Source organism: Collinsella aerofaciens (assembly GCF_009876115.1).
In the GTDB taxonomy this organism is placed as follows: Bacteria; Actinomycetota; Coriobacteriia; order Coriobacteriales; family Coriobacteriaceae; genus Collinsella; species Collinsella aerofaciens_N.
On sequence record NZ_WWSY01000018.1, the window covers coordinates 18,363 to 41,944 of the forward strand.

23 protein-coding genes are annotated in these 23,582 nt (G+C 55.1%); 17 read left to right on the forward strand and 6 right to left on the reverse strand.

Annotation, left to right across the window (positions count from 1 at the left end):
* Window positions 1-135 precede the first annotated feature (135 nt).
* From GT571_RS08405 to GT571_RS08420, 4 genes are all read left to right on the forward strand, one after another.
* Complete coding sequence (locus GT571_RS08405; RefSeq protein WP_161156616.1) at window positions 136-1,452, forward strand: ABC transporter substrate-binding protein; 1,317 nt, start codon at window positions 136-138, stop codon at window positions 1,450-1,452.
* A gap of 87 nt (window positions 1,453-1,539) precedes the next feature.
* Window positions 1,540-2,394 carry a carbohydrate ABC transporter permease gene (locus GT571_RS08410; protein WP_117759387.1) on the forward strand — a complete coding sequence of 285 codons (855 nt, stop codon included), beginning with the start codon at window positions 1,540-1,542 and terminating at the stop codon, window positions 2,392-2,394.
* Window positions 2,394-3,233 (forward strand): carbohydrate ABC transporter permease, encoded by an 840-nt coding sequence (locus tag GT571_RS08415; protein ID WP_161156618.1) that lies wholly within the window; start codon window positions 2,394-2,396, stop codon window positions 3,231-3,233. The genes GT571_RS08410 and GT571_RS08415 overlap by 1 nt, the downstream gene beginning before the upstream one ends.
* Window positions 3,234-3,301: 68 nt before the next feature.
* Entirely contained in the window at window positions 3,302-4,501 is a 1,200-nt protein-coding gene (locus tag GT571_RS08420) for an ABC transporter ATP-binding protein (protein ID WP_161156621.1), read from the forward strand.
* A 455-nt stretch (window positions 4,502-4,956) separates the two neighbouring features.
* Here the strand turns inward: GT571_RS08420 and glgP are convergent, their stop codons facing one another.
* Together glgP and malQ are read right to left on the reverse strand one after the other, a co-directional pair.
* Entirely contained in the window at window positions 4,957-7,224 is a 2,268-nt protein-coding gene (glgP, locus tag GT571_RS08425) for a glycogen/starch/alpha-glucan family phosphorylase (protein ID WP_240136247.1), read from the reverse strand.
* Window positions 7,225-7,352: 128 nt separating this feature from the next.
* Complete coding sequence (gene malQ, locus GT571_RS08430) at window positions 7,353-8,930, reverse strand: 4-alpha-glucanotransferase (RefSeq protein ID WP_275689649.1); 1,578 nt, start codon at window positions 8,928-8,930, stop codon at window positions 7,353-7,355.
* Between the two features lie 769 nt (window positions 8,931-9,699).
* Between malQ and GT571_RS08435 the strand changes: the two genes are divergently transcribed.
* Window positions 9,700-9,930, forward strand: a complete 231-nt coding sequence (locus GT571_RS08435; RefSeq protein WP_117564843.1) for a hypothetical protein — start codon at window positions 9,700-9,702, stop codon at window positions 9,928-9,930.
* Between the two features lie 319 nt (window positions 9,931-10,249).
* Here the strand turns inward: GT571_RS08435 and GT571_RS08440 are convergent, their stop codons facing one another.
* Window positions 10,250-10,432 carry a hypothetical protein gene (locus GT571_RS08440; RefSeq protein ID WP_161156627.1) on the reverse strand — a complete coding sequence of 61 codons (183 nt, stop codon included), beginning with the start codon at window positions 10,430-10,432 and terminating at the stop codon, window positions 10,250-10,252.
* A gap of 12 nt (window positions 10,433-10,444) precedes the next feature.
* Entirely contained in the window at window positions 10,445-10,789 is a 345-nt protein-coding gene (locus GT571_RS08445; protein ID WP_161156629.1) for an SPASM domain-containing protein, read from the reverse strand.
* Window positions 10,790-11,283: 494 nt separating this feature from the next.
* Between GT571_RS08445 and GT571_RS08450 the strand changes: the two genes are divergently transcribed.
* From GT571_RS08450 to GT571_RS08505, 12 genes are all read left to right on the forward strand, one after another.
* Window positions 11,284-11,643 (forward strand): hypothetical protein, encoded by a 360-nt coding sequence (locus tag GT571_RS08450; protein ID WP_161156631.1) that lies wholly within the window; start codon window positions 11,284-11,286, stop codon window positions 11,641-11,643.
* Window positions 11,644-11,739: 96 nt separating this feature from the next.
* Window positions 11,740-12,849 carry an ABC transporter transmembrane domain-containing protein gene (locus GT571_RS08455; RefSeq protein ID WP_161156633.1) on the forward strand — a complete coding sequence of 370 codons (1,110 nt, stop codon included), beginning with the start codon at window positions 11,740-11,742 and terminating at the stop codon, window positions 12,847-12,849.
* Window positions 12,846-13,343, forward strand: a complete 498-nt coding sequence (locus tag GT571_RS09960; protein WP_240136249.1) for an ATP-binding cassette domain-containing protein — start codon at window positions 12,846-12,848, stop codon at window positions 13,341-13,343. The genes GT571_RS08455 and GT571_RS09960 overlap by 4 nt, the downstream gene beginning before the upstream one ends.
* A 120-nt stretch (window positions 13,344-13,463) precedes the next feature.
* Window positions 13,464-14,000: a hypothetical protein gene (locus GT571_RS08465; RefSeq protein ID WP_035137761.1), complete on the forward strand. Its 537-nt coding sequence runs from the start codon at window positions 13,464-13,466 to the stop codon at window positions 13,998-14,000.
* An 8-nt stretch (window positions 14,001-14,008) separates the two neighbouring features.
* A complete protein-coding gene (locus tag GT571_RS08470; protein ID WP_052044110.1) occupies window positions 14,009-14,338 on the forward strand; it encodes a helix-turn-helix domain-containing protein in 330 nt (109 codons plus the stop codon).
* A gap of 701 nt (window positions 14,339-15,039) precedes the next feature.
* Window positions 15,040-15,960, forward strand: coding sequence for an ABC transporter ATP-binding protein (locus GT571_RS08475; RefSeq protein ID WP_161156637.1), 921 nt, complete (start codon window positions 15,040-15,042; stop codon window positions 15,958-15,960).
* On the forward strand, window positions 15,960-16,778 hold the full coding sequence (locus GT571_RS08480; RefSeq protein WP_117564851.1) for a hypothetical protein: 819 nt from the start codon (window positions 15,960-15,962) through the stop codon (window positions 16,776-16,778). Before GT571_RS08475 ends, GT571_RS08480 begins: the two co-directional genes overlap by 1 nt.
* Window positions 16,775-17,563, forward strand: coding sequence for a hypothetical protein (locus GT571_RS08485; protein WP_035137757.1), 789 nt, complete (start codon window positions 16,775-16,777; stop codon window positions 17,561-17,563). The genes GT571_RS08480 and GT571_RS08485 overlap by 4 nt, the downstream gene beginning before the upstream one ends.
* Window positions 17,564-17,629: 66 nt before the next feature.
* Entirely contained in the window at window positions 17,630-17,983 is a 354-nt protein-coding gene (locus GT571_RS08490) for a hypothetical protein (protein ID WP_161156639.1), read from the forward strand.
* Window positions 17,980-18,927 (forward strand): radical SAM/SPASM domain-containing protein, encoded by a 948-nt coding sequence (locus GT571_RS08495; protein WP_161156642.1) that lies wholly within the window; start codon window positions 17,980-17,982, stop codon window positions 18,925-18,927. The genes GT571_RS08490 and GT571_RS08495 overlap by 4 nt, the downstream gene beginning before the upstream one ends.
* On the forward strand, window positions 18,920-20,545 hold the full coding sequence (locus tag GT571_RS08500; RefSeq protein WP_161156643.1) for an ATP-binding cassette domain-containing protein: 1,626 nt from the start codon (window positions 18,920-18,922) through the stop codon (window positions 20,543-20,545). The genes GT571_RS08495 and GT571_RS08500 overlap by 8 nt, the downstream gene beginning before the upstream one ends.
* A 360-nt stretch (window positions 20,546-20,905) precedes the next feature.
* Entirely contained in the window at window positions 20,906-21,172 is a 267-nt protein-coding gene (locus tag GT571_RS08505; protein WP_161156645.1) for a hypothetical protein, read from the forward strand.
* A 268-nt stretch (window positions 21,173-21,440) separates the two neighbouring features.
* On the opposite strand, the gene GT571_RS08510 is transcribed toward GT571_RS08505, so the two are convergent.
* Both GT571_RS08510 and GT571_RS08515 read right to left on the reverse strand, forming a co-directional pair.
* Window positions 21,441-22,109, reverse strand: coding sequence for a hypothetical protein (locus GT571_RS08510; protein WP_204987218.1), 669 nt, complete (start codon window positions 22,107-22,109; stop codon window positions 21,441-21,443).
* Window positions 22,102-23,400 (reverse strand): ATP-binding protein, encoded by a 1,299-nt coding sequence (locus GT571_RS08515; protein ID WP_117856218.1) that lies wholly within the window; start codon window positions 23,398-23,400, stop codon window positions 22,102-22,104. Before GT571_RS08515 ends, GT571_RS08510 begins: the two co-directional genes overlap by 8 nt.
* Between the last annotated feature and the right edge of the window lie 182 nt (window positions 23,401-23,582).

A 23,582-nucleotide genomic window follows, 5' to 3' on the forward strand; every position in this document is an offset into this window, starting at 1 on the left:
CCGCTCTAGTAATACTTGTTCAAACAACTAGCCAAATAGCGTATTGTACAAATCAGCAAAAGGGGCAAAGTCCCCGAGCCAATCTCCGAAGGCGGCGGCAAAGGGTGCCGCCACGGTGTGAAAGGGTGGATTGTAATGAAGAACGAAATGAGCAGAAGGCAGTTCCTGGGCTTCGCTGGCTCCGCGGCTGCGGTTCTTGGTCTGGGCCTCGTGGGCTGCGGTGGCTCCGCCGGCTCCGGCTCTGCTGCCTCTGGTGACGCCGCCGAGGTCTACTTCCTCCAGTTCAAGCCCGAGGTCGATAAGGAGTGGAAGGAGATCGCCAAGGCGTACAAGAAGGAGAAGGGCGTCGAGGTCAAGATCGTGACCGCCGCCTCCAACACCTACGAGGAGAAGCTCAAGTCCGAGATGTCCAAGAGCTCCGCTCCGACGCTGTTCCAGGTCAACGGCCCCACCGGCCTTAAGAACTGGAAGGACTACTGCGCCGACCTGTCCGATACCAAGCTCCGCGGTGAGCTCATCGATGACTCCCTGGCGCTGCAGTCCGACGGTAAGGATCTGGGTATCGACTGGGTTCAGGAGAGCTACGGCATCATCTACAACAAGGGGCTCCTCGAGAAGGCCGGCTACAAGGCCGAGGACATCAACTCCTTCGACAAGCTGAAGGCTTGCGCCGATGACATCCAGGCCCGCAAGGACGAGCTCGGCGTTGACGGTGCCTTCACTTCCGCCGGTATGGATGACTCTTCCAGCTGGCGCTACACCACCCACCTCGCCAACCTCCCGCTCTACTACGAGTTCGAGAAGGAGCACAACCAGGAGGACGACGAGATCAAGGGCGAGTATCTCGACAACTTTAAGCAGATCTTCGACCTGTATATCACCGACTCCACCTGCGATCCTTCGCAGCTTGCCTCCAAGACCGGCGACGACGCCACCAACGAGTTCGCAACCGGCAAGGCCGTCTTCTATCAGAACGGCTCTTGGGCCTATGCTGATCTCACCAAGGCCGGTATGACCGACGACCAGCTCGGCATGCTGCCGATCTACATCGGTGTTGACGGCGAGGAGAACCAGGGCCTGTGCTCCGGCGGCGAGAACTACTGGTGCGTCAGCTCCCAGGCTTCCGAGGATGCCCAGAAGGCCACCGAGGACTTCATGTATTGGTGCGTCACTTCTGACACCGCCACCAGCATCATCGCTGACAAGATGGGTCTGACCGCCCCGTTCAAGAGCGCTAAGGAGACCACCAACGTCTTCTCGCAGCAGGCCGTTGCTATGGCCAAAGACGGCAAGAAGACCGTTGCTTGGGACTTCGTCTACATTCCCTCTGAGGAGTGGAAGAAGAACCTCAAGCAGGCTCTGATCGCCTATGCTGCCGACAACAGCAAGTGGGACGGCGTCAAGAACGCCTTCGTCGATGGCTGGAAGACTGAGAAGGCTGCTTCCGAGTAAGCAGTTGCTGCCCAAGCTATCTGATTAGCGACAGGGGGCGGGCAGACGTTGGTTTGCCCGCCCCCTGCATATTGAAAGGACCCTTTTATGGGCAAAGCACTCAAGCGCTGGTGGCCGCTCTTTATGCTGCCCACGTGCCTGGCGTTTATGATCGGGTTCGTGATCCCCTTTATCCAGGGCTTCTATCTCTCGTTCTGCCAGTTTATTACCATCAACAACGCGCATTTTGTCGGTATCGAGAACTATGTGCGCGCACTGTCCGATCCGCAGTTTGCCACGTCGTTCTTCTTTACGGTGGCGTTTGCCTTCCTGTCGACGGTGCTCATCAACGTGATCGCCCTCGCCATTGCGCAGGCGCTTACCCGCAAGGCGCTCAAGGGCACCAACATCTTCCGTACGATCTTCTTTATGCCTAACCTGATCGGCGGTATCGTGCTGGGCTACATTTGGCAGATTTTGATCAACTGCCTGCTCTCCAACGTGGGTGCCCAGCTTATCGCCCTTAACTCCGCTGCTGGCTTCTGGGGTCTTATCATCCTGACCCTGTGGCAGCAGGTCGGCTACATGATGATCATCTACATCGCTGGTCTGCAGTCCATTCCGTCCGACTACATCGAGGCCGCCAAGGTCGACGGTGCTACGGCATGGCAGACATTTTGGAAGGTTAAGATCCCTAACCTGATGCCGACCATCACCATCTGCCTGTTCCTGTCCATCACCAACGGCTTTAAGCTGTTCGACCAGAACCTCGCCCTTACCGGCGGCGCCCCCGCGCACTCCACCGAGATGCTCGCCCTGAATATCTACAACACGTTCTATTCGCGTGCTGGCATCGCATGGCAGGGCATCGGTCAGGCCAAGGCAGTTATCTTCTGCATCCTGGTCGTTGCTATCTCTATGATCCAGCTTAAGGCCACGAGGTCCAAGGAGGTGCAGCAGTAATGAAACGCGATAAGGCTATCAACCGCGCGCTCTCGATTTTCTTTACGATCCTGTCGCTCGCGTGGATCTACCCCGTGTTCATGATTGCGCTCAATTCCTTTAAGAAAGCGACCGCAATCAGCACCACCACGGCGTTCGATCTGCTCACGCCCGAGACGTTCAACGGCCTTGCAAACTACGTGCACGCCCTTAACGAGCAGGGATTTGCCTCGGCATTTATGTACTCGCTCATCATTACGGTCACGTCGGTCGTGCTGATCTTGCTGTGCTGCTCCATGTGCGCTTGGTACGTGGTTCGTGTCAACAGCAAGATCTCGAACTTCTTCTATTACCTGTTCGTGTTCTCGATGGTCGTGCCCTTCCAGATGCTCATGTTCACGCTGTCCAATTTGGCGGACCGCATTGGCTTTAACACGCCGTTCAACATCTGCTTTATCTATCTGGGCTTTGGCGCTGGCCTGGCGGTCTTTATGTTCGCCGGCTTTGTAAAGAACATCCCGCTCGAGATCGAGGAGGCTGCCATGATCGACGGCTGCAACCCGGTCCAGGTGTTCTTTAAGATCGTCCTTCCCATCATGAAGCCCACCTATCTTTCGGTTGGCATCCTCGAGACCATGTGGGTCTGGAACGACTATCTGCTGCCCTACCTTACGCTCGACTCCACCAAGTACAAGACCATTCCTATTTTGATCCAGTACTTCCGCGGCGGCTATGGCCACGTCGAGCTCGGCCCCATGATGGCCTGCATTATGATGGTCGTTGTCCCCATCGTCGTCATGTACATCCTCTGCCAGAAGTACATCATCGACGGCGTGGTGGCAGGTGCCGTCAAGGGCTGATGCCGTAACTGTTTTGCAAGTTTCTGCGGCGCCCCTCAGCGCGGCGCCGCATATCGAAAGGTAAAGACATGGCCGAGATCGTTCTCAAACATGTTCAGAAGGTGTATCCCAACAACGAGTCCAAAAAGAAGGGCTTCTTTGGCAAAAAGAAGAAGACCGAGGAGAAGAAGCACAACCTCAAGGTTACCGAGGACGGCGTGCTCGCTGTAGAGGACTTTAACCTCACCGTTCACGACCAGGAGTTCATCGTCCTCGTTGGCCCCTCTGGCTGCGGTAAGTCCACGACGATGCGTATGGTCGCCGGCCTGGAGGACATCACCTCGGGTGACGTGCTCATCGACGGCAAGCGCGTCAACGACGTCGCTCCCAAGGACCGCGACATCGCCATGGTGTTCCAGAGCTATGCTCTGTACCCCAACATGACGGTGTACGAGAACATGGCGTTTACGCTTGAGCTCAAGAAGGTCCCCAAGGACGAGATTGACCGCAAGGTTCGCTCCGCTGCCGAGATTCTGGGTATTACCGAGTATCTCGACCGTAAGCCCAAGGCGCTTTCGGGCGGCCAGCGTCAGCGTGTCGCTATCGGCCGCGCCATCGTGCGTGATCCCAAGGTCTTCCTGATGGACGAGCCACTGTCCAACCTGGACGCTAAGCTGCGTAACCAGATGCGTGCCGAGCTTATCAAGCTGCGTCACGAGATTAAGGGCACTTTCATTTATGTTACCCACGACCAGACCGAGGCTATGACCCTTGGTGACCGCATCGTGGTTATGAAGGACGGCGTCGTCCAGCAGATCGCCACGCCGCAGGAGGTCTTCAACCATCCCGCGAACATCTTCGTCGCCGGCTTCATTGGCGTGCCGCAGATGAACTTCTTCGATGCTCAGCTGGTGCGCTCGGGCAACGGCTTTACCGTCAAGACCGACGACATGAATGTCGCGTTGGCCCCCGAGACCTGCGCTCAGCTTGCTCTTAACTGGGACGGCGGCGACGTGAAGGAGATCACGGCTGGTGTACGTCCCGAGCAGATTCTGCTTGCCGACAAGGGCGAGGAGGGTGCGCTCCAGGGCACCGTCGAGGTGACCGAGCTCATGGGTTCGACCGAGCATGTCCACGTGACCGCTCCCGATGGCCAGTTCGTCCTGATCATCCCCGTTGTCGACCTCGAGGCCAAGGGCGCGCTCAAGGCGGGCGACCCCATCTGGTTCAAGTTCGAGAAGAACGCGACCCATCTCTTCGATAAGGTGTCTGGCAAGAATCTTATCTAGGCCCGGTGTATCCAGGCCCTCCCTTTGGGCGACTGCGGTATTGCCATCCTTTTGCCGTGGTCACATATAAGGCTCCCCTCCCGTCCACTGGGCGAGAGGGGAGCCTTTCTTTGTGTTGGGGTTGTCCATCTACCAGTTTGTCTTGATCTGTAACAGGAGGAGGGCCAAAGTCGGTCTAGATGTTACAGATCGAGACAGCGCCGAGCTGCCTTTCCTTTTATCTCGATCTGTAACACGAAGGACTGATTTCGGCAGTTACCTGTTACAGATCGAGATCTTTTTAGCCGCCTTGCCCGTCTGTCTCATTCTGTAACAGGTGGACCCAATTCCAGCGGTTATCTGTTACAGATCGAGATTGTTTGGCCGAGGCGGCTCACAGGGGCAACGCACGGGCACAAAAAAGGAGCCGTGTTGCCACGACTCCGTTCCTCAAGAGGATGGGTAAGGGGAATGGGTTAGTCCAGGTGCCAGATCTCGTCGTTGTATTGGGAGATCGTGCGGTCGGACGAGAAGGTGCCTGCGTTGGCGATGTTGATCAGCGCCTTGCGCATCCAGGCATCCTGGTCCTCGTAGTCGGCCAGCACGCGCTCCTTGGTCTGGATGTACTCTTCAATGTCGAGCAGGGCCATAAACCAGTCCTTGCCCTTAATGTCGTCGTGCAGGCGCTGCAGGCGCTCGGCGTTGCCGGTCGCCATAAAGGCCGGGTTGGTGATGGAGTCCACCAGCAGCTTGATGCCGGGCTTGCGGTAGAGCGCGCCGGCGTCATAGGTGCCGTCGGCATAGAGCTGCTCGACCTGCTTGGACGAGGCACCAAAGGTGTAGATGTTCTCGTCGCCGACGAGCTCGGCGATCTCGACATTGGCGCCGTCGAGCGTGCACAGGGTTAAAGCGCCGTTGAGCATGAATTTCATGTTGGAGGTGCCGCTCGCCTCCTTGGAGGCCAGGCTGATCTGCTCGGAGATGTCAGCAGCGGGGATCACGCGCTCGGCAGCGGTGACGTTGTAGTTCTCGATCATGACAACCTGCAGGTAGGGAGCCACGTCGGGGTCGTTTGCAATCCACTGGGACAGCGTCAGGATCAGGTGAATGATGTCTTGGGCGATGGTGTAGGCAGGGGCCGCCTTGCCGCCAAAGATGATGGTGACGGGGTGCTTAGGCTTATTGCCGTTCTTGATGTCGAGATACTTCCAGATGATGTAGAGCGCGAGCATCTGCTGGCGCTTGTACTCGTGGATACGCTTGACCTGAACGTCGATGATGGCGTTGGAGGGAATGGTCACGCCCTGCTCGAGCGCCATAAACTCGCGCATGATGGCCTTGGCCTCGGCCTTGGTGGCGGCCAGGCGCTCAAGAACATCTTTGTCGTCAACGAACTTGGCGAGTTTGCTCAGATCGCCGGTGCTGCGCCAATCGGTGCCGATCACATCGTCGAGCAGGCTGGCAAGCGCGGGGTTGGCTCCCTGGATCCAGCGGCGGAAGGTGATGCCGTTGGTCTTGTTGGAGAACTTCTCGGGATAGATCTCGTAGAACGGGTGAAGCTCGGTGTCCTCCAGGATCTTGGTGTGCAGCGCAGCGACGCCGTTGATGGAGAAGCCAAAGTGGATGTCCATGTGGGCCATGTGTACGGTGTCGTATTCGTCGATGATGGCGACGCGTGGGTCGTCGTGCTCGGCCTTGGCGATCTCATCGAGCTTGACGATAATATCGGCGATGGCAGGGGAGACCTTCTGCAGGCTGGTGAGCGGCCACTTCTCGAGCGCCTCGGCAAGGATCGTGTGGTTGGTGTAGGCGACCATGGAGCGTACGATGGTCACGGCCTCGTCAAACTCAATGTCGTGCTCGGTGGTGAGCAGGCGGATGAGCTCGGGAATGACCATGGTGGGGTGCGTGTCGTTGATCTGGACCACGGCGTAGTCGGCCAGATCGTGCAGGTTGCTGCCGCGCTCGACGGCCTCGTCGATGAGGAGCTGGGCGGCATTGCTCACCATGAAGTATTCCTGGTAGATGCGAAGCAGGCGGCCCTGCTCGTCGGAATCATCCGGATAGAGGAACAAGGTGAGGTTCTTGGCGATTTCGGTCTTGTCGAAGTCGATGGAGCTGCCGGGGACCAGGCCGTCGTCGACACTTGCCAGGTCGAACAGGCGCAGGCGGTTTTTGGTGGGCTGGCCGTAACCGGGCACATCGATGTTGACGAGCTTGGAGGTAACGGCAAAGTCGCCGAACTCAACAGTGTAGGAGCGGTCGTCATCGATCAGGATGTCCTGCTCGCCGAGCCACTCGTCGGGGACGGCCTTCTGCTGGTTGCCGACAAAGCGCTGGCGGAACAGGCCGTAATGGTAGTTGAGGCCCACGCCGTCGCCGGTAAGGCCCAGCGTGGCGATGGAATCCAAGAAGCATGCGGCCAGACGGCCCAGGCCGCCGTTGCCGAGCGAAGGCTCGACCTCAAACTCCTCGATCTTGTTGAGGTCGTGGCCTGCGGCGACGAGCTGGTCCTTAACCTCGTCATAGATGCCGAGGTCGATCATATTGTTGATGAGCAGCTTGCCGATCAAAAATTCGGCAGAGATGTAGTAGAGCTTTTTCTTGCCGTTGTTGAGCGGACAGGCGGCAGAGCGCTCCTGCACGAGCTTGACCAGCAGCTTATAAATACGACGGTCATCGAGTTGCTCGAGCGAAGTTCCAAAGGACTGCTCGGCGAGTTCCATGAGGTTAATTTGGGGCATGTTTTCTCCTGTGATGGGTTGTTTCATGTCTGCAATTCATAAGAAGCCCGCGCGAGGGATTGGAAGTGGCCTCGCGCGGGGAAAACGGACGCGTCCGCACGGTGGGGTAGAGTCGGGCGCGGTGGCTCCTATTGGGGAAGCTCAATTTCGGCTTCCGACGGGATGCGGAAGTAGGTTTCGGTCCAGCCGGTGAGCTTGTGCTCGAGCTCGCGGGTGATGGCGCCATCGAGCATGCGCCAAGTCCAGTTGCCGCCCAGGGTGGCGGGGGTGTTGATGCGTGCCTCGTTGCCCAGATTGAGCAGGTCTTGCATGGTGTAGATGCAGGTATCGCTCACGCTGGCGGCGATGGTGCGGTTGAGTGCATCGGCCATGGGTTCGCCGGCCTGCTGGTGGGTGTACAGGGCCGCCTGCTCGCGCTGACGCGGGGTGGCCGTTCCCTCAAACCAACCGCGCGCCGTCTCGTTGTCGTGGGTGCCCACATAGGCGACGGTGTTGGCGATGTAATTATGCGGCAGGTAGTACGAGTTGGTGCCCTCAAAGGCGAACTGCAAGATCTTCATGCCGGGGAAGCCCGAGTTGTCGCGCATGTCGATGACGCCGGGGGTTAGGAAGCCCAGGTCTTCGGCGATGATGGGCAGCGTGCCGAGCTTTTCCTCGAGCGTCTTGAAGAACTTGAGGCCGGGGCCCTGCGTCCACGAACCGTAGGACGAATCGGGTGAGGAGAACGGCACTTCCCAATAGGCCTCGAAGCCGCGGAAGTGATCCAGGCGGATGACATCGTACATGTCGAGGGCGGCGCGGATGCGGCCCTCCCACCAGGAGAAACCGTCGGCCTCCATGGCGTCCCAGTCATAGATGGGATTGCCCCAGTACTGGCCGGTGGCAGAGAACTGATCGGGCGGCGTGCCAGCGACACTCACAGGATTACCGGCGGCGTCGATCTTAAAGAGCTCGGGCGTAGCCCACATCTCGACGGAGTCGCGCGAGACATAGATGGGCAGGTCGCCGATGATAAGGATGTCGCGCTCGTTGGCATAGGCCTTGAGGCGGCTCCACTGGCGATCGAAGAAGTACTGCGTCATCTGGTGATACAGCATGCGCTCGGGATGGTCGGCGCAAACCTTGCTGCTGGCGCCGCCGCGGCAGCGAAGCTCCTCGTGCCACTCCCAAAACGCCCTAAGGCCGCACTCCTCCTTAACGGTCATAAACTCGCAGTAGGGGATGAGCCAGTCCTCGTTGGCCTGGATAAAGTCATCAAAGTCTGCAGGCTTGTTAGTCGCAAAGCGCTGGGCGGCACGGTCGAGAATCTGACGGCGACCGCCAAAGATAGCGCCGTAGTCGACGTTGGTGGGGTCAGACCCCAGATACACGCCGTCGATATCGCGCTGCTCTAGATAGCCAGCTTCGATAAGCTCGGCAAAGTCGATAAAGTTGGGGTTGCCTGCGCGGGCCGAGAACGACTGATAGGGCGAATCGCCATAGCTCGTCGTCGTGAGGGGCAGAATCTGCCAGTAATGTTGTTTGCACGATACGAGGAAATCGACAAAGTCGTAGGCGTTCCGGCCAAAGCCGCCGATGCCGTAAGGCCCGGGCAATGACGAAACGGGCATCAGAACACCGCTTGCACGCTCCATGGATGCACTCACCGTCCTTTTGAATAAGGGGCTGCGCCGTAGATGGATAGACGGCTCGTCCCGAGTTTCCATTTCTATTGTCCCTATTGTAGAACATGTTGTTTAAACATGTATATAGAGAATGAAAAAGTTGCCGAATTTCGGTGAATGGTAGTGCGCCATAAAGACGATATGAGCAGAACAATGTGAGCCCCTGCTTCGTATCGTCTTTTGATTCGTGGGCCAAGGCTGACAATGGTCGTCGTCATTAAAATCCGGCAGCCAGCCAGGTTGCCACAATGCGAGACTGGCTCACAATGCCACATGTTGCCTCTATTGGCCTTGAGGTGCACGCCCGCAGCATCAAAGGATGCGCCTTCAATCCGTTCACGGGCGAGATCGGCGGGAAGCCCCTTCTCCTACGACCCCGCCTCCGTCGCCGACTCGATCCTTTCTATCGAGTCGCCCGGGGCAGTCTACGAGTCCGGCGTCACCGGCTTTCCCTTCTGCAGGGAGCCGCGCTGCCTCGGCGTGGACTGCGTCATCGGCGCGGTCTCCAAGATGCAGAGGCCCGCGGCCGACAAGCGACGCAAGACCGACAAGCGCGACGCCGAGTTTTCGGCCAAGCAGCTCGCACTGCACGAAATCGTCGAGGTCCACGTCCCCGACTGCGAGTGCGAGGGCGCCAGGGACCTCTCCCAGGCCCCCGCCGATGCCCGGGAGAGGTTACCGTGTTACCGTCAAGCAGCGCCTCTCCAAGTACCTGCCCAGGAATGGGCAGTGCCACCCCGGCGGAGACGACCAGAGAAGGAGGCTCGGGACGTGGACCAGGGCGCACTGGGCCTGGATCGAAGCCGCGGAGATGGCCGACCCCACGGCCCAGCAGACCCTCGACTGCTATAAGGAGCGCGTCAAGCGGGCGGTAGACGAGAAGAAGGACCTGGAATCCAAGGTGGAGTCCCAGTCGGAACAGCCCCGATGGAAGCCGACGATGGACGTGCTCAGCTGCATGAAGGGCATCGACGTCGTCATCTCCGCTGTTAGTGTTAGTGTATTTTTCACCGTTCAGTTTAATGCTACCACTGACAGTTGAAACGCCTGTGGAAGGGATAGCCTTGTTGGACGGGGACTATTCGTGATAGTATCGCGCCGCAACATCGAGGCGCGAATCGCCCATGTGGTGGCAGTGCGAGTTTCGTGAGGTGTGGTGTGGACGGGACGCAGCGTTTTATGGGTCTGGCCGGTCCGACTGGTGTGCAGTTCTGTCGGGCCGGCCGAGATTGGTGAAGAGATCGCGTTGTTGAATGAGCGAATTTTACAAGCAGCTCTTCAAGGCGCTCTGGGCGTTGGCTAGGGCTGCGCAGTCAATCGCATGCAGCGATAGGCGAGGTGATTGCTCGATGGGTTGGCGACTAGTTTTGTGCCGTACTTGCCTCGGTGCCGTCGTTATCTGCCGAGTACCAGAATGCGTAGGCCGCAACGACGGCATCGTAGACGGCTGCAACTACGTTATCCACGACGGCTGCGAAGTTGACTACAACGGGAATGGGGCCGGTTTTGGAATCCATCTTCTCTACTTCTGGGGTCTCGTACATGGGAACATCTCCTTAGAGTTGGGACAGGACGCTCAGGTCGCCTAGATCGTCATCGATTAGGTCGATATAGAGGTCGCCGTCCATATTGATGTCTGCAATCAACGATGAGATCTCTTCCATCTCGTCAATCGAGTGCATGCGATTGGCCAACGCGGTAATAACGGGTTTATCCCAAACGGTTGCCATTCCGGCATCGTAGTATTCCTGAAGACTGTGTTTGCGAACGTTTCCAATGATGAGAGGTATATAGGGGGATACGACGATATCGCCATTGGCGTGGATGGCCACTTGGTCAAATTGCATCTGCAGCTGGGGGAATCTGACCAAGTGGTCGATGGGGTCGCCCCACTCAAACATGAAGTAGCCTCGATAGCCTGGATCGTATCGAAGGTCGTTGATCGTGTTGACCAACCGACGGTATTGATTATTTGAAGGGCGAATTGTGCGGTTTTTTCGGGCTCTGCCGAGGAGCATAAGTGGCTGACTCGAAGGTCAATTCGGTCGGTCCTGCTCGACGATTTCAGCTTGTCCCGGAGCATCGTGCAAACTGGTTTGAAATCGTCGACATTAAATGATGTTGGACAAAAGGCAATCGAAAGGTGCAGCGAAGTTTCGTTCAGCGTGATATCGATGGCGTCTAGTACCCGGTCGTATAGCCCCGGGAACCCCCGCATATGTTCATGAGAATCACGTAGGCCATCGAGGCTAAACTGTATGCCGTTTAAACCGGTATGTTCGAGCTCATGCAAAGTAATTGAGCTTGCGAGCAGTCCGTTTGACACGAGGTTGCATTTGACGCCAGATGCGCTGAGCCGCCGCAAGGATTCGATGACAAGGAATGGACTGGAGTGATGGCGATGTCGGACGTTGTGGTTCCAATGGTGGGGTCATGCCTGCTGCTGGTGTTCGGAATAATGATATATCGAGGCAAGCTCACGGGATTGCTTGCCGGAATGTCATTGCTATCGGGAGAGCGTTTAGAGGAGGCAAAGCGGACGGCCGAGTCTCTAGGCGCAAACCGAGTGGTGGGGGCGTCTGTAGTTTTCTCCGCAATATGCCTTTTTCTCTCGTCCCTTTTTCCGGACAAAAGGGCTATTCTCGGCCTGATGGTGGCTGCCGTTATAATCGCCGCGCTTGCCTATGCAAATAGGGGGCCTATTCGTATGTATATAAAGGTGAAATGGAATCCTGGGCACCGCAGCCCGAGATAGTGTCTTGAGCAAGGATTAACAACAAGGGATATATGGGAGCGATTAAGCGGCGAACATATTCAGTTTTGGATAAAAGGCCGCTTGATGGGAGCTGGCATGTTTAAGAAGACGGTTCACGAGTTGTTTCGGCGTAAAGGGTCACGGCTTTTCGTGATTCTCATGCTGGTTAATTTCGCTCTCTCGTGCATCATGCCCGCCTTAAACGGTGGGTTTGTAGACTTTCTCGTGACGAATAGGGACCCATCTCGCGTCGTATGGTTTGCGGCCTTTGTTGCGGGCATAGGGATATCGGCCTCCTTCATGTCGCATGCGATGGGCGTGAACGTATCGCGCGTCATCTTGGAGATGACGACGAGACTGATGGGGACCACGTGTGAGTCGTTTGAACGGGGGCCCCTGGAAAAGGGGGAGCAGGCGGATCCATCCTATACAACGCAGAGGGTGTATGCGGATTCGAATGCGGTGTCATCGTTTGTCGTGAACAACTTCCTGACGATCGGGCTTAACGTCGTTCTGGTTGTGTTGATATGCATCATCCTGTTTTCGATCAATCCGGTGTTCCTGGTGTTAAGTGCATGTTCGCTTGTTGCGTACTTCATTTTATTCAGGGCGTTGAAAAAGCCGCTGTACAACAGCTCGCTTGCGAACAAGGAGGGGTTGAGCAAGCTTTTCGCGTCCGTGAGCGGCGAGCTGTCGCAGTTGTTTGACATTAAGTGCGATGGCGCATATGACCAGAGCGCTCGGACGCTCAAAGGGGTATTCGAGGGGTACTACCCGATTTACATGAAAGCAAGTAGGGTCTCGAATCTGGCCACCTCGAGCGACGGCCTGATCTCATCTGTGTTCCGGGGAGCGTTGCTTGTGATCTCCGGAATGGAAATATTAAGCGGAAGAATGAGCATTGGCGAGTTCACAATGGTGAACTCGTATTACTCGATGGCGTTCGGATGCTTCAAATATTATTTGAATTATTTCAAATCGTATCAGGACGCAAGGGCCTCGTTCGACCGATTGGGGGCTCTGACGGAGGACGCCGAGGACCGCGGCACCCTCACGGTTGGGCACGTGGAGAGCATATCGTTGTCCAACATCGCGTACCGATACGCGGGAAAGCCCTACTTGTACCGCGATCTCTCCGTGGACGTCGAGAGGGGGAAACCTATGCCATTACCGGGCCGAACGGATGCGGCAAAAGCACGTTTCTGAAGGTGCTTCTTGGACTATATTCTGCTGGGGGACATCGGGCTTTGGGGTCGGTGCCATATGAAGAGCTCGATATGGAGACGATCCGACATGACCTGTTTGCGGTGTGCCCGCAAAAGCTCTTTATTCCGAATGAAACGGTGGAACACTATCTTGAGAGGGCATCGATTCGGGGAACGGGCGAGCATCTCTGCGAGCTTGTGCCGAGTTTCTGCCGAACCGTCGAATCGTTAAAAGGTAAGAATTGTAGGGACCTTTCTGGTGGAGAGTATCGGAAGCTAAGGATAATCTCAGCACTTTGCAGGCAACCGGAAGTGCTTGTGTTTGACGAGCCGACGAATGATTTAGACGAAGAAAGCCGTCGGGAGTTCACGGAGTATGTCTCTCGAAACCCCTTTAATCAGCTAATTCTTGTTGTAAGCCACGATCAGGATTTGATTTTGGCATGCGATAAGAAACTGGATTTGAATTTCGACTCGAAAGATGGGCAATGCTGATGAGAAACGCTTGGAGTTCGGGATTGCGCGGCGTGAAGCGACCCTCTTCTTATCGAGTTCGTTACAATGTAGGAAAAACAGTAAGTAAGAAGACCTCTGATTGCTTTAGGAGGAGCTGTGGTGAATAGCGCCCAGAAGATCGATAAGTCCATCCAGAAGATGATGACTCTCGGAAGAAGGCTTGGGATTCTGTTTACGGCGCTGTTTATAGCGGTGTGTTGCTGTTCGGTGGTGGTGGTTATTTCCATTGGGCTTATGGCTGCTCAAGGAAACCTATATGATCCATCAAAGACGGTTTCCGTAGTGGTTCCTTTGATGTATCTTCTGATTTCCGGAGGGGCCACATGGACCCTGCGGGGAATCAGCATGGACATGGCTCATGGCGAATCGCCCTTTACCCTTTCGCATGCTCGAAGAATCTCGATTATCGGGTGGCTGTTTGTTGCAGCAGCAATAGGTGACCTCTTGTTTTCTCCGGGGTTTCTTTCGATAGTGATTGGCCCCTTCGACTTGCTGGGGAACGCCTATTCGATGTTTGAAAACCTGGCCCTGCCCATAGATATTGGTGCTGTGCTGGGGGCCGTTTGCTGCTTCTCGATTTCTGCGATATGGCGCTACGGAGCTCTGCTTCAAGACCAGACCGAGGATTTGGTGTGAGGGGCGGCATGGACTATCTGATTATTGAGCTTGAAAGCTTATTGCTTCGACGCGGAAAGACGAGTACGGATATCATTCGGGCGACCGGGCACACACCGGCAAGTATCTCAAAAATACGAAATGGCAAGGTGAAGGCAATTAGGTTAAAGACATTGCTGGATATTTGCGTAGAGCTTGATTGCCAGCCTGGCGATCTTATTAAGCGCGTCAACGAAAGAGAACTTGAGGAACTGGCGACGCGGCGCGCCCGCAACGCGCTGAGCAGGGCGACCGCGACGGGTGATGACCCGGTCCTGGAGTCAGATCATGTTTACGTGGTCGATCTTAGAGACGACTGAGGCTGGAGAATAAAAAAGTATTGAGCAGGTGCAGCCCGTGAAAACAACGGTTTTCACGGGCTGTTCATTCAACGTCCTGCAGTGGCCTGTATTTCTCGCCGCGTCACTGGGGAACGAGAGAGTCATTTCCTGTGCTGGATGCAGGGGGGTGCTTACCTTGTGTAATATATAAATAAGCTTATATTGAAATATGATACATATCGAATTAGAATAACATTATCAATTCGGTATGCAAGGAAAGGAGGGAGAGATGGATTGGATTAACGAGCCGGAGGAAGGCGTTGCACCCGCGTGCGGCAACTGCTTCTTCTACGCGCACGGGGGATGCACGAAGAGGTGCCCCAATCAGTCCTGCACGTTCCGTTTCTAGGGGGCAGAGATGAACTGGCTTTCTACCGCGAAAGGAGGGGAATGAAATGGAATGGATTACCGAGCCGTCAGCCGGGGCTGAGCCCATGTGCAACAATTGCTTCTTTTACGCGCACGGCAGCTGCAGCACCAAGTGTTCTTCACAGGAGTGCACTATCCGCTTTTAGCGGATAGTGCACGCCGTACGGCGTGCACAGACTGTTCAAAGATATTTTGGCCAGCAGCGCCTGAGGGGCGATGTGGCATTGCAATATGGGGGGCGAACCGACGTTACCTATAACCCCGCACAATTGCCATGTCGTCCCTTTTTATTGACGGGGAGGATGTCGTCCATGCGGGAAGTCCCAGTTGAATTGCGTGCCATATCCAAGAGATATGGCGGGTTTGAAGCGGTTAAATCAGTCTCGTTCTCTTTAATGGAAGGCGAGCTGTGTGCACTCATTGGGGAGAATGGTGCCGGCAAGAGCACGTTAATTCGATTGATCACGGGGCTTTCGGAGCCATCGTCAGGAACGATCTCGATGTTTGGGCAAACCGGGAGACGTGAAATACGGAGCTGCAGGGAAAGGCTGGGTTATATGTCCGACCTCAATGCTTCGTATCCTAATCTGACCGCGCGAGACAACTTGGTCGTTCGCTGTATTGAGTGGGGGCTTCCCACCAATCGTTCCATCGACGGTGTGTTATCAACCGTCGGTTTGGGGGAGGCCGGCGGGAAGAAAGTGAAGAACTTCTCAATGGGAATGAGGAGGCGTCTCGATCTGGCCATAGCGTTGCTGGGCGATCCGGAGCTGTTGATCCTGGACGAGCCGACAAACGGCCTGGATCCGATGGGGATAGTCGAAGTAAGAAAAATCCTTACGCATCTTAACAAAGATCAAGGTAAAACGATTCTCGTATCCAGCCACAATCTTGAGGAGATGCACAAGCTGGCAACTGATTACCTCTTCATAAGTCATGGTCGCCTCATTCGAAGGATGACCGCACCTCAGCTGGAAAAGTCATGCCGCGGTGGTTTCGTGTTGCATGTGGACGATCTGGAGCGAACGAGATCGGTTCTCGGAGATGAGACCTCACATTCTTTTCTGCCGGACGGCAGCGTCCTTATGCGCTATGAGGAGAAAAAGGAAGGGCGGGGCATTGCAATCGAAGCGCTCTCGACCGCAGGTGTGAGGGTTGCGGAGGCGTATTCTCATAGGAAGAGCCTTGAGGAGTTTTATTCGGAGCTCATCGGTCGAGAGAGCGAGCTGTGATGAAACGCGAGTTCATCTCAGCTTTTCGGAGCGAGGTATGGTTGCTCGCCAGGCACCCGGCGACCGCTCTGATGATTGCGCTTGCGGCTGTGCTGTATGTGGTTGCGGCTGCGACTTCGTCTGAGGTGCTGATCATGGTCGCCGGTGATGACCCGTATACGCTTGGAGGGGCTATAGGTTTTATTGGAAACCTAGTGGATGCAGGGGACGTTTTGGGCTCTGTTGCCCGGACGTCTTTTGCGTCTACAGTGGTCTGGATTCCGGTGACGATTCTCTACGCGGTTTACGCTACGTCGAGAGACTTTGAATCCGTGGCTTACGCCGTATCGAGATCGCGAGGGGTGTCGCAGGCGGCGATTGTGATCACGAAGCTGTTGGTGAACTGCACTCTGGTCGGTGCCGTGTATCTTCTTTCTACGACTGCGCTGTATTTAACCAAGATGGCCCAATGGGACGTTGGGGCCTCGTGCTCAGGGTTTGCCCAATTTGTATCGATTGCGCTGATGATCGCGCTGCTGCTCATTTCGATGTACGCCGCTACCTTCGCCCTGTATTTGCTCACGAGGAGTGTGGTGGCGAGCAGCGTCGTTGCAATAGCGGTTTCGACATTTGTGATGGTGTGGTTCCCAAGTACATACGGAAGCGGTCAGCCCAGCTTGCTGCTCATGCTCTCGCCCGTGTATTACCTGATGAACCTGTGTTCCCTGAGTATGCAGAATGTTGGTGTAATTCAGGTTTTGCTGTATGCGGGCGGCACTGTGCTTGTGTCGGTTGGAGTTGCGCTCGTCTCGCTATTTGTAAGGACGGCGGTTCGATGAATCTTGGGATGTCGGTCAGGGCGGAACTGTTCCGCGCAAGGAGAATGAAACTCGCCGTGATAATAGCGCTGATGTATTTGGGCATCGCGGGGATTTATGTGTTTGCCGGGTCCGGCGCATGGGTCTCCGCAGGGGGAGAGGGCCAGTTCTTTGGCTTTTCCGCCGATCCGGGCTATCTTTTCTCGATAGGGGTTGGGCCAACGGGTATCTCTTCCTGGCTAAGTGTCGTCTCCATGGCGCATACGGTGTTCTTCCCAATCGTCTCTGTTGTTGTGGCGGGGACGCTATTCGGTGATGCGACGAGCGTGTCGGCAAGGGGAGTTTCGATTGCTCGGGGCTTCCGCAGCTGGCAGCTGTTTGCGGCAAAGACATTGGCTTGCGAAGTGTATACGCTGTGCCCCTACATCGTGTTTACTCTCGGTGTCGCTGCGGTCTTTGCCGTGTGCTCCGGAAGCGGTCTAGACAGCCTTACGGTTGGTAATGTGACCTCGGCACTCCTGTCGAATATCGTTATAGACGCCGCTTATACGCTGATGGTTGCGGTTGCATATGAGGTGTTCAGGATCAGATCTCTTGTGTCGGGAGCCTTGCTGGTCGCAACGTTCGCGGGCCTTGTTATCGCGATGAGTTTCCCAACCGTTTTACCCCCGGTTCACATGGCTTATTGGATGAGGGCGTGCGGGGCTGCCGGCGGGACGGTCCTGATGGCTGCATGCGGCCATGCGGTCATCGTGTCGCTCGCATGTCTATTGCTGCTTTCGTGCAGTTTTTATCGAAGAAGGTAGTGCGCTGGCGTATGCGCAGCGTCTGAGGGTCGATATGGATTTGATTGGAAATGGAGATGGTGCGAAGTGAAACTGTCGCAATTTAATGTGGTGCATGAACATAACGGAAGTCTTCTTATCATGAATGCGCGAACCGGCGGCATCCTGTCGTTAAATCCGGAATACGCGCAGAAATTCAAAAGGATTCAAGAAGGGGACGTTCGGGATGCCGATGATCTTGTCGCGGAGCTGATAAGGGGAGGCATCCTAGTCAATGAGGAGAGGGACGAGCTTGGGGAGATCAGGTTGCAAAGTCGCGCCGCGCGCTTTGCGAATACTGCTCTGTCCCTTACCATTGCGCCAACGATGGCTTGCAACTTTTGCTGTCCCTACTGCTATGAAAAGGGACAGGCGTACACGACGATGGCGAGGAGGTTTTGACACAGCTCTCCAAGTTCGTGAAAGATTACTATCCTGGTATCGCAAGTCTCTCAGTTGGATGGTACGGCGGCGAGCCTCTGCTCGGAATGAAGATGATCGAACGGATTACGTCGGATCTGAAAGATGTCGTGGGGCCAACGTGTGAATATTCCGCATCGATAGTGACAAATGGCTATCTGCTGACGCCTGATGTTGCAAGGAGGCTCGCGGCATGTGGTGTGACGAGCGCGCAAGTGACTATAGATGGATCGAAGTCGGATCACGATTCGAGAAGGATTCTTCACGACGGAAGCCCTACATACGAACGTATTCTCAAGAACGTCAAAGAGTGTGCCGACATCATCGATATTTCGATAAGGAGCAACGTCGACAAGACCAACATCGAGGCCGCTCAAGAGCTATTGGATTATCTCGAGCTAAATGGCCTGATGAATAAGGTTCACTTCTATTTAGCCCCTGTTGACGATATCAATCAGGTATGTGCGAACGACAGCCACTGCTTTACTGTAAAAGAGTTCTCGTATGAGGAGACTGAGTTTTATAAAAGGGCAATTGCGCGGGGCTTCAAAGTTCAACCTTTTGGTGGGACGAATTTCGGGATATGTTGCGCCGTTGGAATCAATTCGTACGTGGTTGACCCTGTCGGCGATTTGTATAAGTGCTGGGATGACATTGGAATGAAGGAGCGGAGGGTCGGAACTATTTTCGAGCCGCCAATGTTGAGCAAGAACATGATTAAGTGGATGGCATATGAGCCGGATGACCCGGAATGCCAAGAGTGCTTCGCTTTTCCCATGTGCATGGGAGGATGCCCCAACCACGCCTTAAACGGTGAGGGGAAACGTTGCGTTTCCTTCCGGTATGATGCCGAGCAAAAAATGTTGCTCTCCCAGATGATGAATGCGGCAAAACGGGGTGCGAGGCAAAATGAGGCGGATGCTTAATCTCTGTAGGAAATATATACTGGGCGGTCGATTCTACGCCTATCTTGTCGTAACAGTTTTGGTCGGGCTGCTTGCGCTTGCGGGTCCCTTTCTTACCGGCATGGTAGTAAACCAACTGGCGATGCCGGCCAGCGCCGATTTTGCCGCCGTTCTCGTTTGTTGCCTTATTTTGGTTGCGGTCCAGGCGGTTCGAGCGGGACTAGTGTATTGCTCAGAGATGCTGTACATCAACCTTCAGTCGCATGCGGGGTTCGGCTTAAATGCGGATACGCTTGAGCACGTGAAGCACCTTCCCCAGGCATTCTTCGAGGGCTTCAATGCGTCGTATTATAACCAGCAAATCAATCACGACGCTAATGACCTTGTCATCTTCGTAATCAACTCGGTTGTGGGGGTTTCAAGCAACGTTGTCACCCTTTTGTTCGCCCTGTTTGTTCTCGGTAGCCTGAATATTAAACTGAGTGTGGTCTGCCTTGTTCTTGCGGCAGCGAGTGCCGCTTTTTATGCGGTTTCACGCGCGAGGCTGTTTGAGAGAAGTTTTGACGTACAAGAGCAGAGCGCGAGGTTTTTTTCCTGTCTACAAGATCAGTTGGAGAAAGTTGATTTCATTCGCAAACATGCTTTGTTCGATAAGTTCCGCGCTGTACTGGTCGAAGCTTTTAATGGGCTCTATCCAACGATGAGAGCAAATCAGGAAGTAGGGTCTAGATTTACCTTTGGCAACGCGTTGGTCGCTTCCACCGCTCAAGGATGTCTTCTTGTTGTGGGCGCGGCTGAAGTGATGGGCGGGAGACTGTTGCCGGGTTTTCTCGTGACTGCCGTCGGATATTATTCGAACTTAAGCTCAGCGGTACAGTATTTGTTGGGCTGGGGGAGGGATTACCAGACTAATCGCGTATGCTATGAGCGGCTGAAAAGAATTTGGGATGTCCCGGTTGAAGCGAATGGCAAATTGGCGCTTGATCCGATTGAGGAAATCCGTCTTGAGAACATCAAGCTACGTTATCCAGGGGCGGAAAGGGTCGCTTTAAGCATTGAGGGGCTCGTGTTTTCCAGGGGTCGGCTATATGGAATCTCGGGGCCGAATGGTTCGGGGAAGAGCTCGCTGCTGTCAGTGATATTGGGGTTATATCCAGATGACACAGAAGGGGCCGTTCGCTACGACGGGGTGTCACAGCGTTGCATCGACCGATACGCATTGCGGCGGTGTCGAGTCAGCATTACGGAGCAAGAACCCCCTATCGTTGAGGGGACGATTCTCGATAATCTTACGCTGCTTTCTGATGATTACGAGATGGATAAGCTGAATCGGATGCTTGCCATATTGGGGCTAGACGAAATGATTGCCTCTGTGGAGAACGGGGCAGCGGCGATGCTTGACGGCGGGAAAGGAGGGGTGTCCGGCGGGGAGAAGCAAAAGATTGCAATTGTGAGACAGCTGTTGAAATCGCCGGACGTTATGCTTTTTGATGAACCGACCTCAGCACTTGATGCGAAGAGTCGAGGCGCGCTGATCAAATTGCTTCACGAAGTTAAGAGAGACCATATTGTAATCGTTGTCACTCATGACGAGGAGATGCTTGCCGCCTGTGACGAGGTCATTTCGATGCCTGGATGATTATCGGATTGTGACGTTGAAGACCAAGAAGCTCGAAATGGCGTGGATTATGGGTAGGTCTACGGGTGCGCCGTCGGTGTCCTGAGACTCAGCCGCTCGGCAAGAAGGTTTTATAGCGTGTTTGCCCAGGGGGGGGTCCCTTTGTCCGGTAGTGACAAAGGGACCTTTCTTTTGCTCCCCTCTTGCGGCGGAGGGGGACACCATGCGCCTATGCAGGACGAACTGCGCGTTCTTGTCGAATGATGGGCTATGTGTAGAGATGATGGTCTCGGGTAGAGGCCGTGTCGCACTCGGCTGCGACGAACCAGGCATTCAATCTTCATCCGGGAGGGCCTTGGCAAGACGAGCAGGGCGAAGACCTTGGCGACGTTCGAGGGCCGTGTGACGCCCGGCTCCACGCTCATCCACGACATGGAGGGCGCGCACATGACGCTTGTCAACAAGCTGTCACTGAAGAGCCAGCGCTACAACGCGAAGCTGCTCAAGTGCGTTCCCGACGGCCAGAACCCGCTGGGGCCCGTGAACCGGATGCGCTACTTCATGCAGAGCTTCCTGAGGGTTCACCCCGGCTCCAACCGGGACGACATGCAGGGCTGTGGCTATGAGTCCGCCCGAGGACAAGCTTGAGAAGGTCGCGATGGTGCTCGATCGGGCAATGCGATACCCGAAAACGCTCAGGTTCAGGCAGTTCTATGCAAGAAGGCCCAGCTCAGATGAGTTCGACGAGTAATATTTATCAACACAGTGCAAGGGGGATTTTATTTGTATTTCATCCGTGTTGAGCTTCACACGGTGCGCGACTCATCGCAAACTGGCGGTCGCAGCGGAAAGAAAACCGACTGTAGACGAACGATTGAAATCGGGAGCAGATAGCCACCGGATGCTTTTCGGTCTCCTACGCGTCGACCTCCGCGATTTCTTCTGCGTCTCGCCAAGTTGAAAGGAGCGATGTCGAAAACTCCTTTTCGGTTAGCGTCAAGACATCCTTCACGCAAAACCCTTTCAATTTGTCAGGAAGCCCAAAGCGTGCTTTTCTCCTAATCGAACTGGCAACTCGCTTCAACGCGGTCTTGTTCTTGTCCTCGTTGTATACCAAAACAAAGACGCAGTGCTCGCGAAACCATCTCGTCCTCTTTCCCCACAGGTCCGAGCAGATCAAAACGCTGTCCTTGCACTTCTCGATGAGGGCGTCCCTTTGGCCAAGATTGATACCAAGCTCTTCGTCATCCTTGGGATTGAGCCTCTTCCCCAGCGTCTCCTTCAGACTGCCGTTCTTAAATTCGACTAGATATAACGTTTCCCGGTCGCAATACAGCGCATCGGCGGAGCGCGGGAGTTGCATCCACCTATTGACCTTTTTGCAGTAGCATTCTTTAACAGAGTCAAAATTGACAACAGGGAAATCGTCATCCACAAGAGAGACGCTCCCGTCTCTGGATGTTTTGGAGATGGTCGACGTGCAGTCCCTTAGGATACAGGTCCTGCAACGGGAGCAACCATCGCTGCCATCTGGCACCGCGGGAGAGTTCGGATGAGGGCAGGAGGCGCACAGGTCGCTACTCAAGGCCGTACTCCTCCCTCTCAAGCGTATCAAAAGGAGCCGCCAGCTTCTCGTAGGCGACCTCAGTCGAGCCGGTTATATCGGCAAAGCGAGAGCGTCCATCAGTGCAGGTCTCCGCAAGATAATATGAGCACAATCCATCAACAGCGTGCTTCTTAGAATACACTTCGATCGCATTCAGGAAATATGGACTATGGGTGCTCATTAAGACGTGCATCCCGAGCTCTTTCTGGAGCAGCACGATTATCTCGGCGAAGGCCAGCTGCCATGCAGGATGAAGATGAATCTCGGGTTCATCGAGGATAATAGTCCCTCCGGCATCTAGCGCGCCGGACTTCAAGAGCACCTTCATGATGGCGAACGTCTTCAAGCCAGCAGAAAGGTTCCCAGGCTCCAACCCCCGAGCGAAGCCCTCTTCGAGATACGTAAGGTGACCGCGACTTTCGCTCCTCTCGAAATGCCCCGGACATAAGGAGGAAACCTTGTCCATGAGAACCTTCAGGTGTCGCTCCTTCGCGATCTCTTCGAACAGCGAGGACTCGCTGTCATCGTTACGGATGGTCGCCTGAATCAAATCTTGCCGCAGCTCCTCCTGGTGTCCAAGGAGGGGCTTGAACCGAAAAGCGGGGCCGTAGGGTCCTCCGAGAGAATCGATCAGGAACGGGTCGTCCAGATAATGCGCCCTGAATCGCAAAACCCTCCTATCGTGCACCTCCGCCACCTCGTCACTTGCAACCGAGAAAACCGTAGATGCGTCCTTTATCTGGAGTTCGACCTTCCCGGGCTCTTCGCCGAAAACCGAATTGATCTGGCCGTTGAACTCGCTTCGGAACCTGTTTGTCGCAATCGCACGAAATACCTCATCATCGGAGATATCCATGATCTCGATAATCTGATCGGCAACTCCTGCTACGCCATTCGTGAAATCGGATTCGATCTCACGGGAGATCTCCTCCCCGTAATACTCCTTTATCTCATCAATAAGCTCGTCCCTCGTGCACTCGCCCGAAAAAACCCTGTCGATGAAACTATTCATTCTTCCAGCAGTTCGCCTGTGGCGAGACGTGGAGTCGAGAGGGCTTCCCACATATGCCTTCCTGATGGCGCGCTCAACACTATTGCGCCTCATGCGGTCGATTTTGTTCTCCGAATCGGACATGCTGTTGAAGGCCGCATAAAGCGCTTTTCCAACCGTGCTTTTCCCCGTCCCGTTCTCCCCGGCGATCACGGCAATACCATTAATCTCGATATCGGCCTCAGCGACCCTGCCGATGTTTTTCATCTTGATTTTCAATGCATATCACCAGCTCTAAACTCGCGAGACTCAATAGCTCGATTATCGCACAGAGAGATCGACTTCTCGAGGACTCCCTAAATGGAACGCGCGGTGAGGACATGGCCTTGATTCTCATCTTCATTGCAACAGCCTCAGGACTCAGCGCAACGCGTTGCGCTGAGTCCTGAGGCGCGAATCCG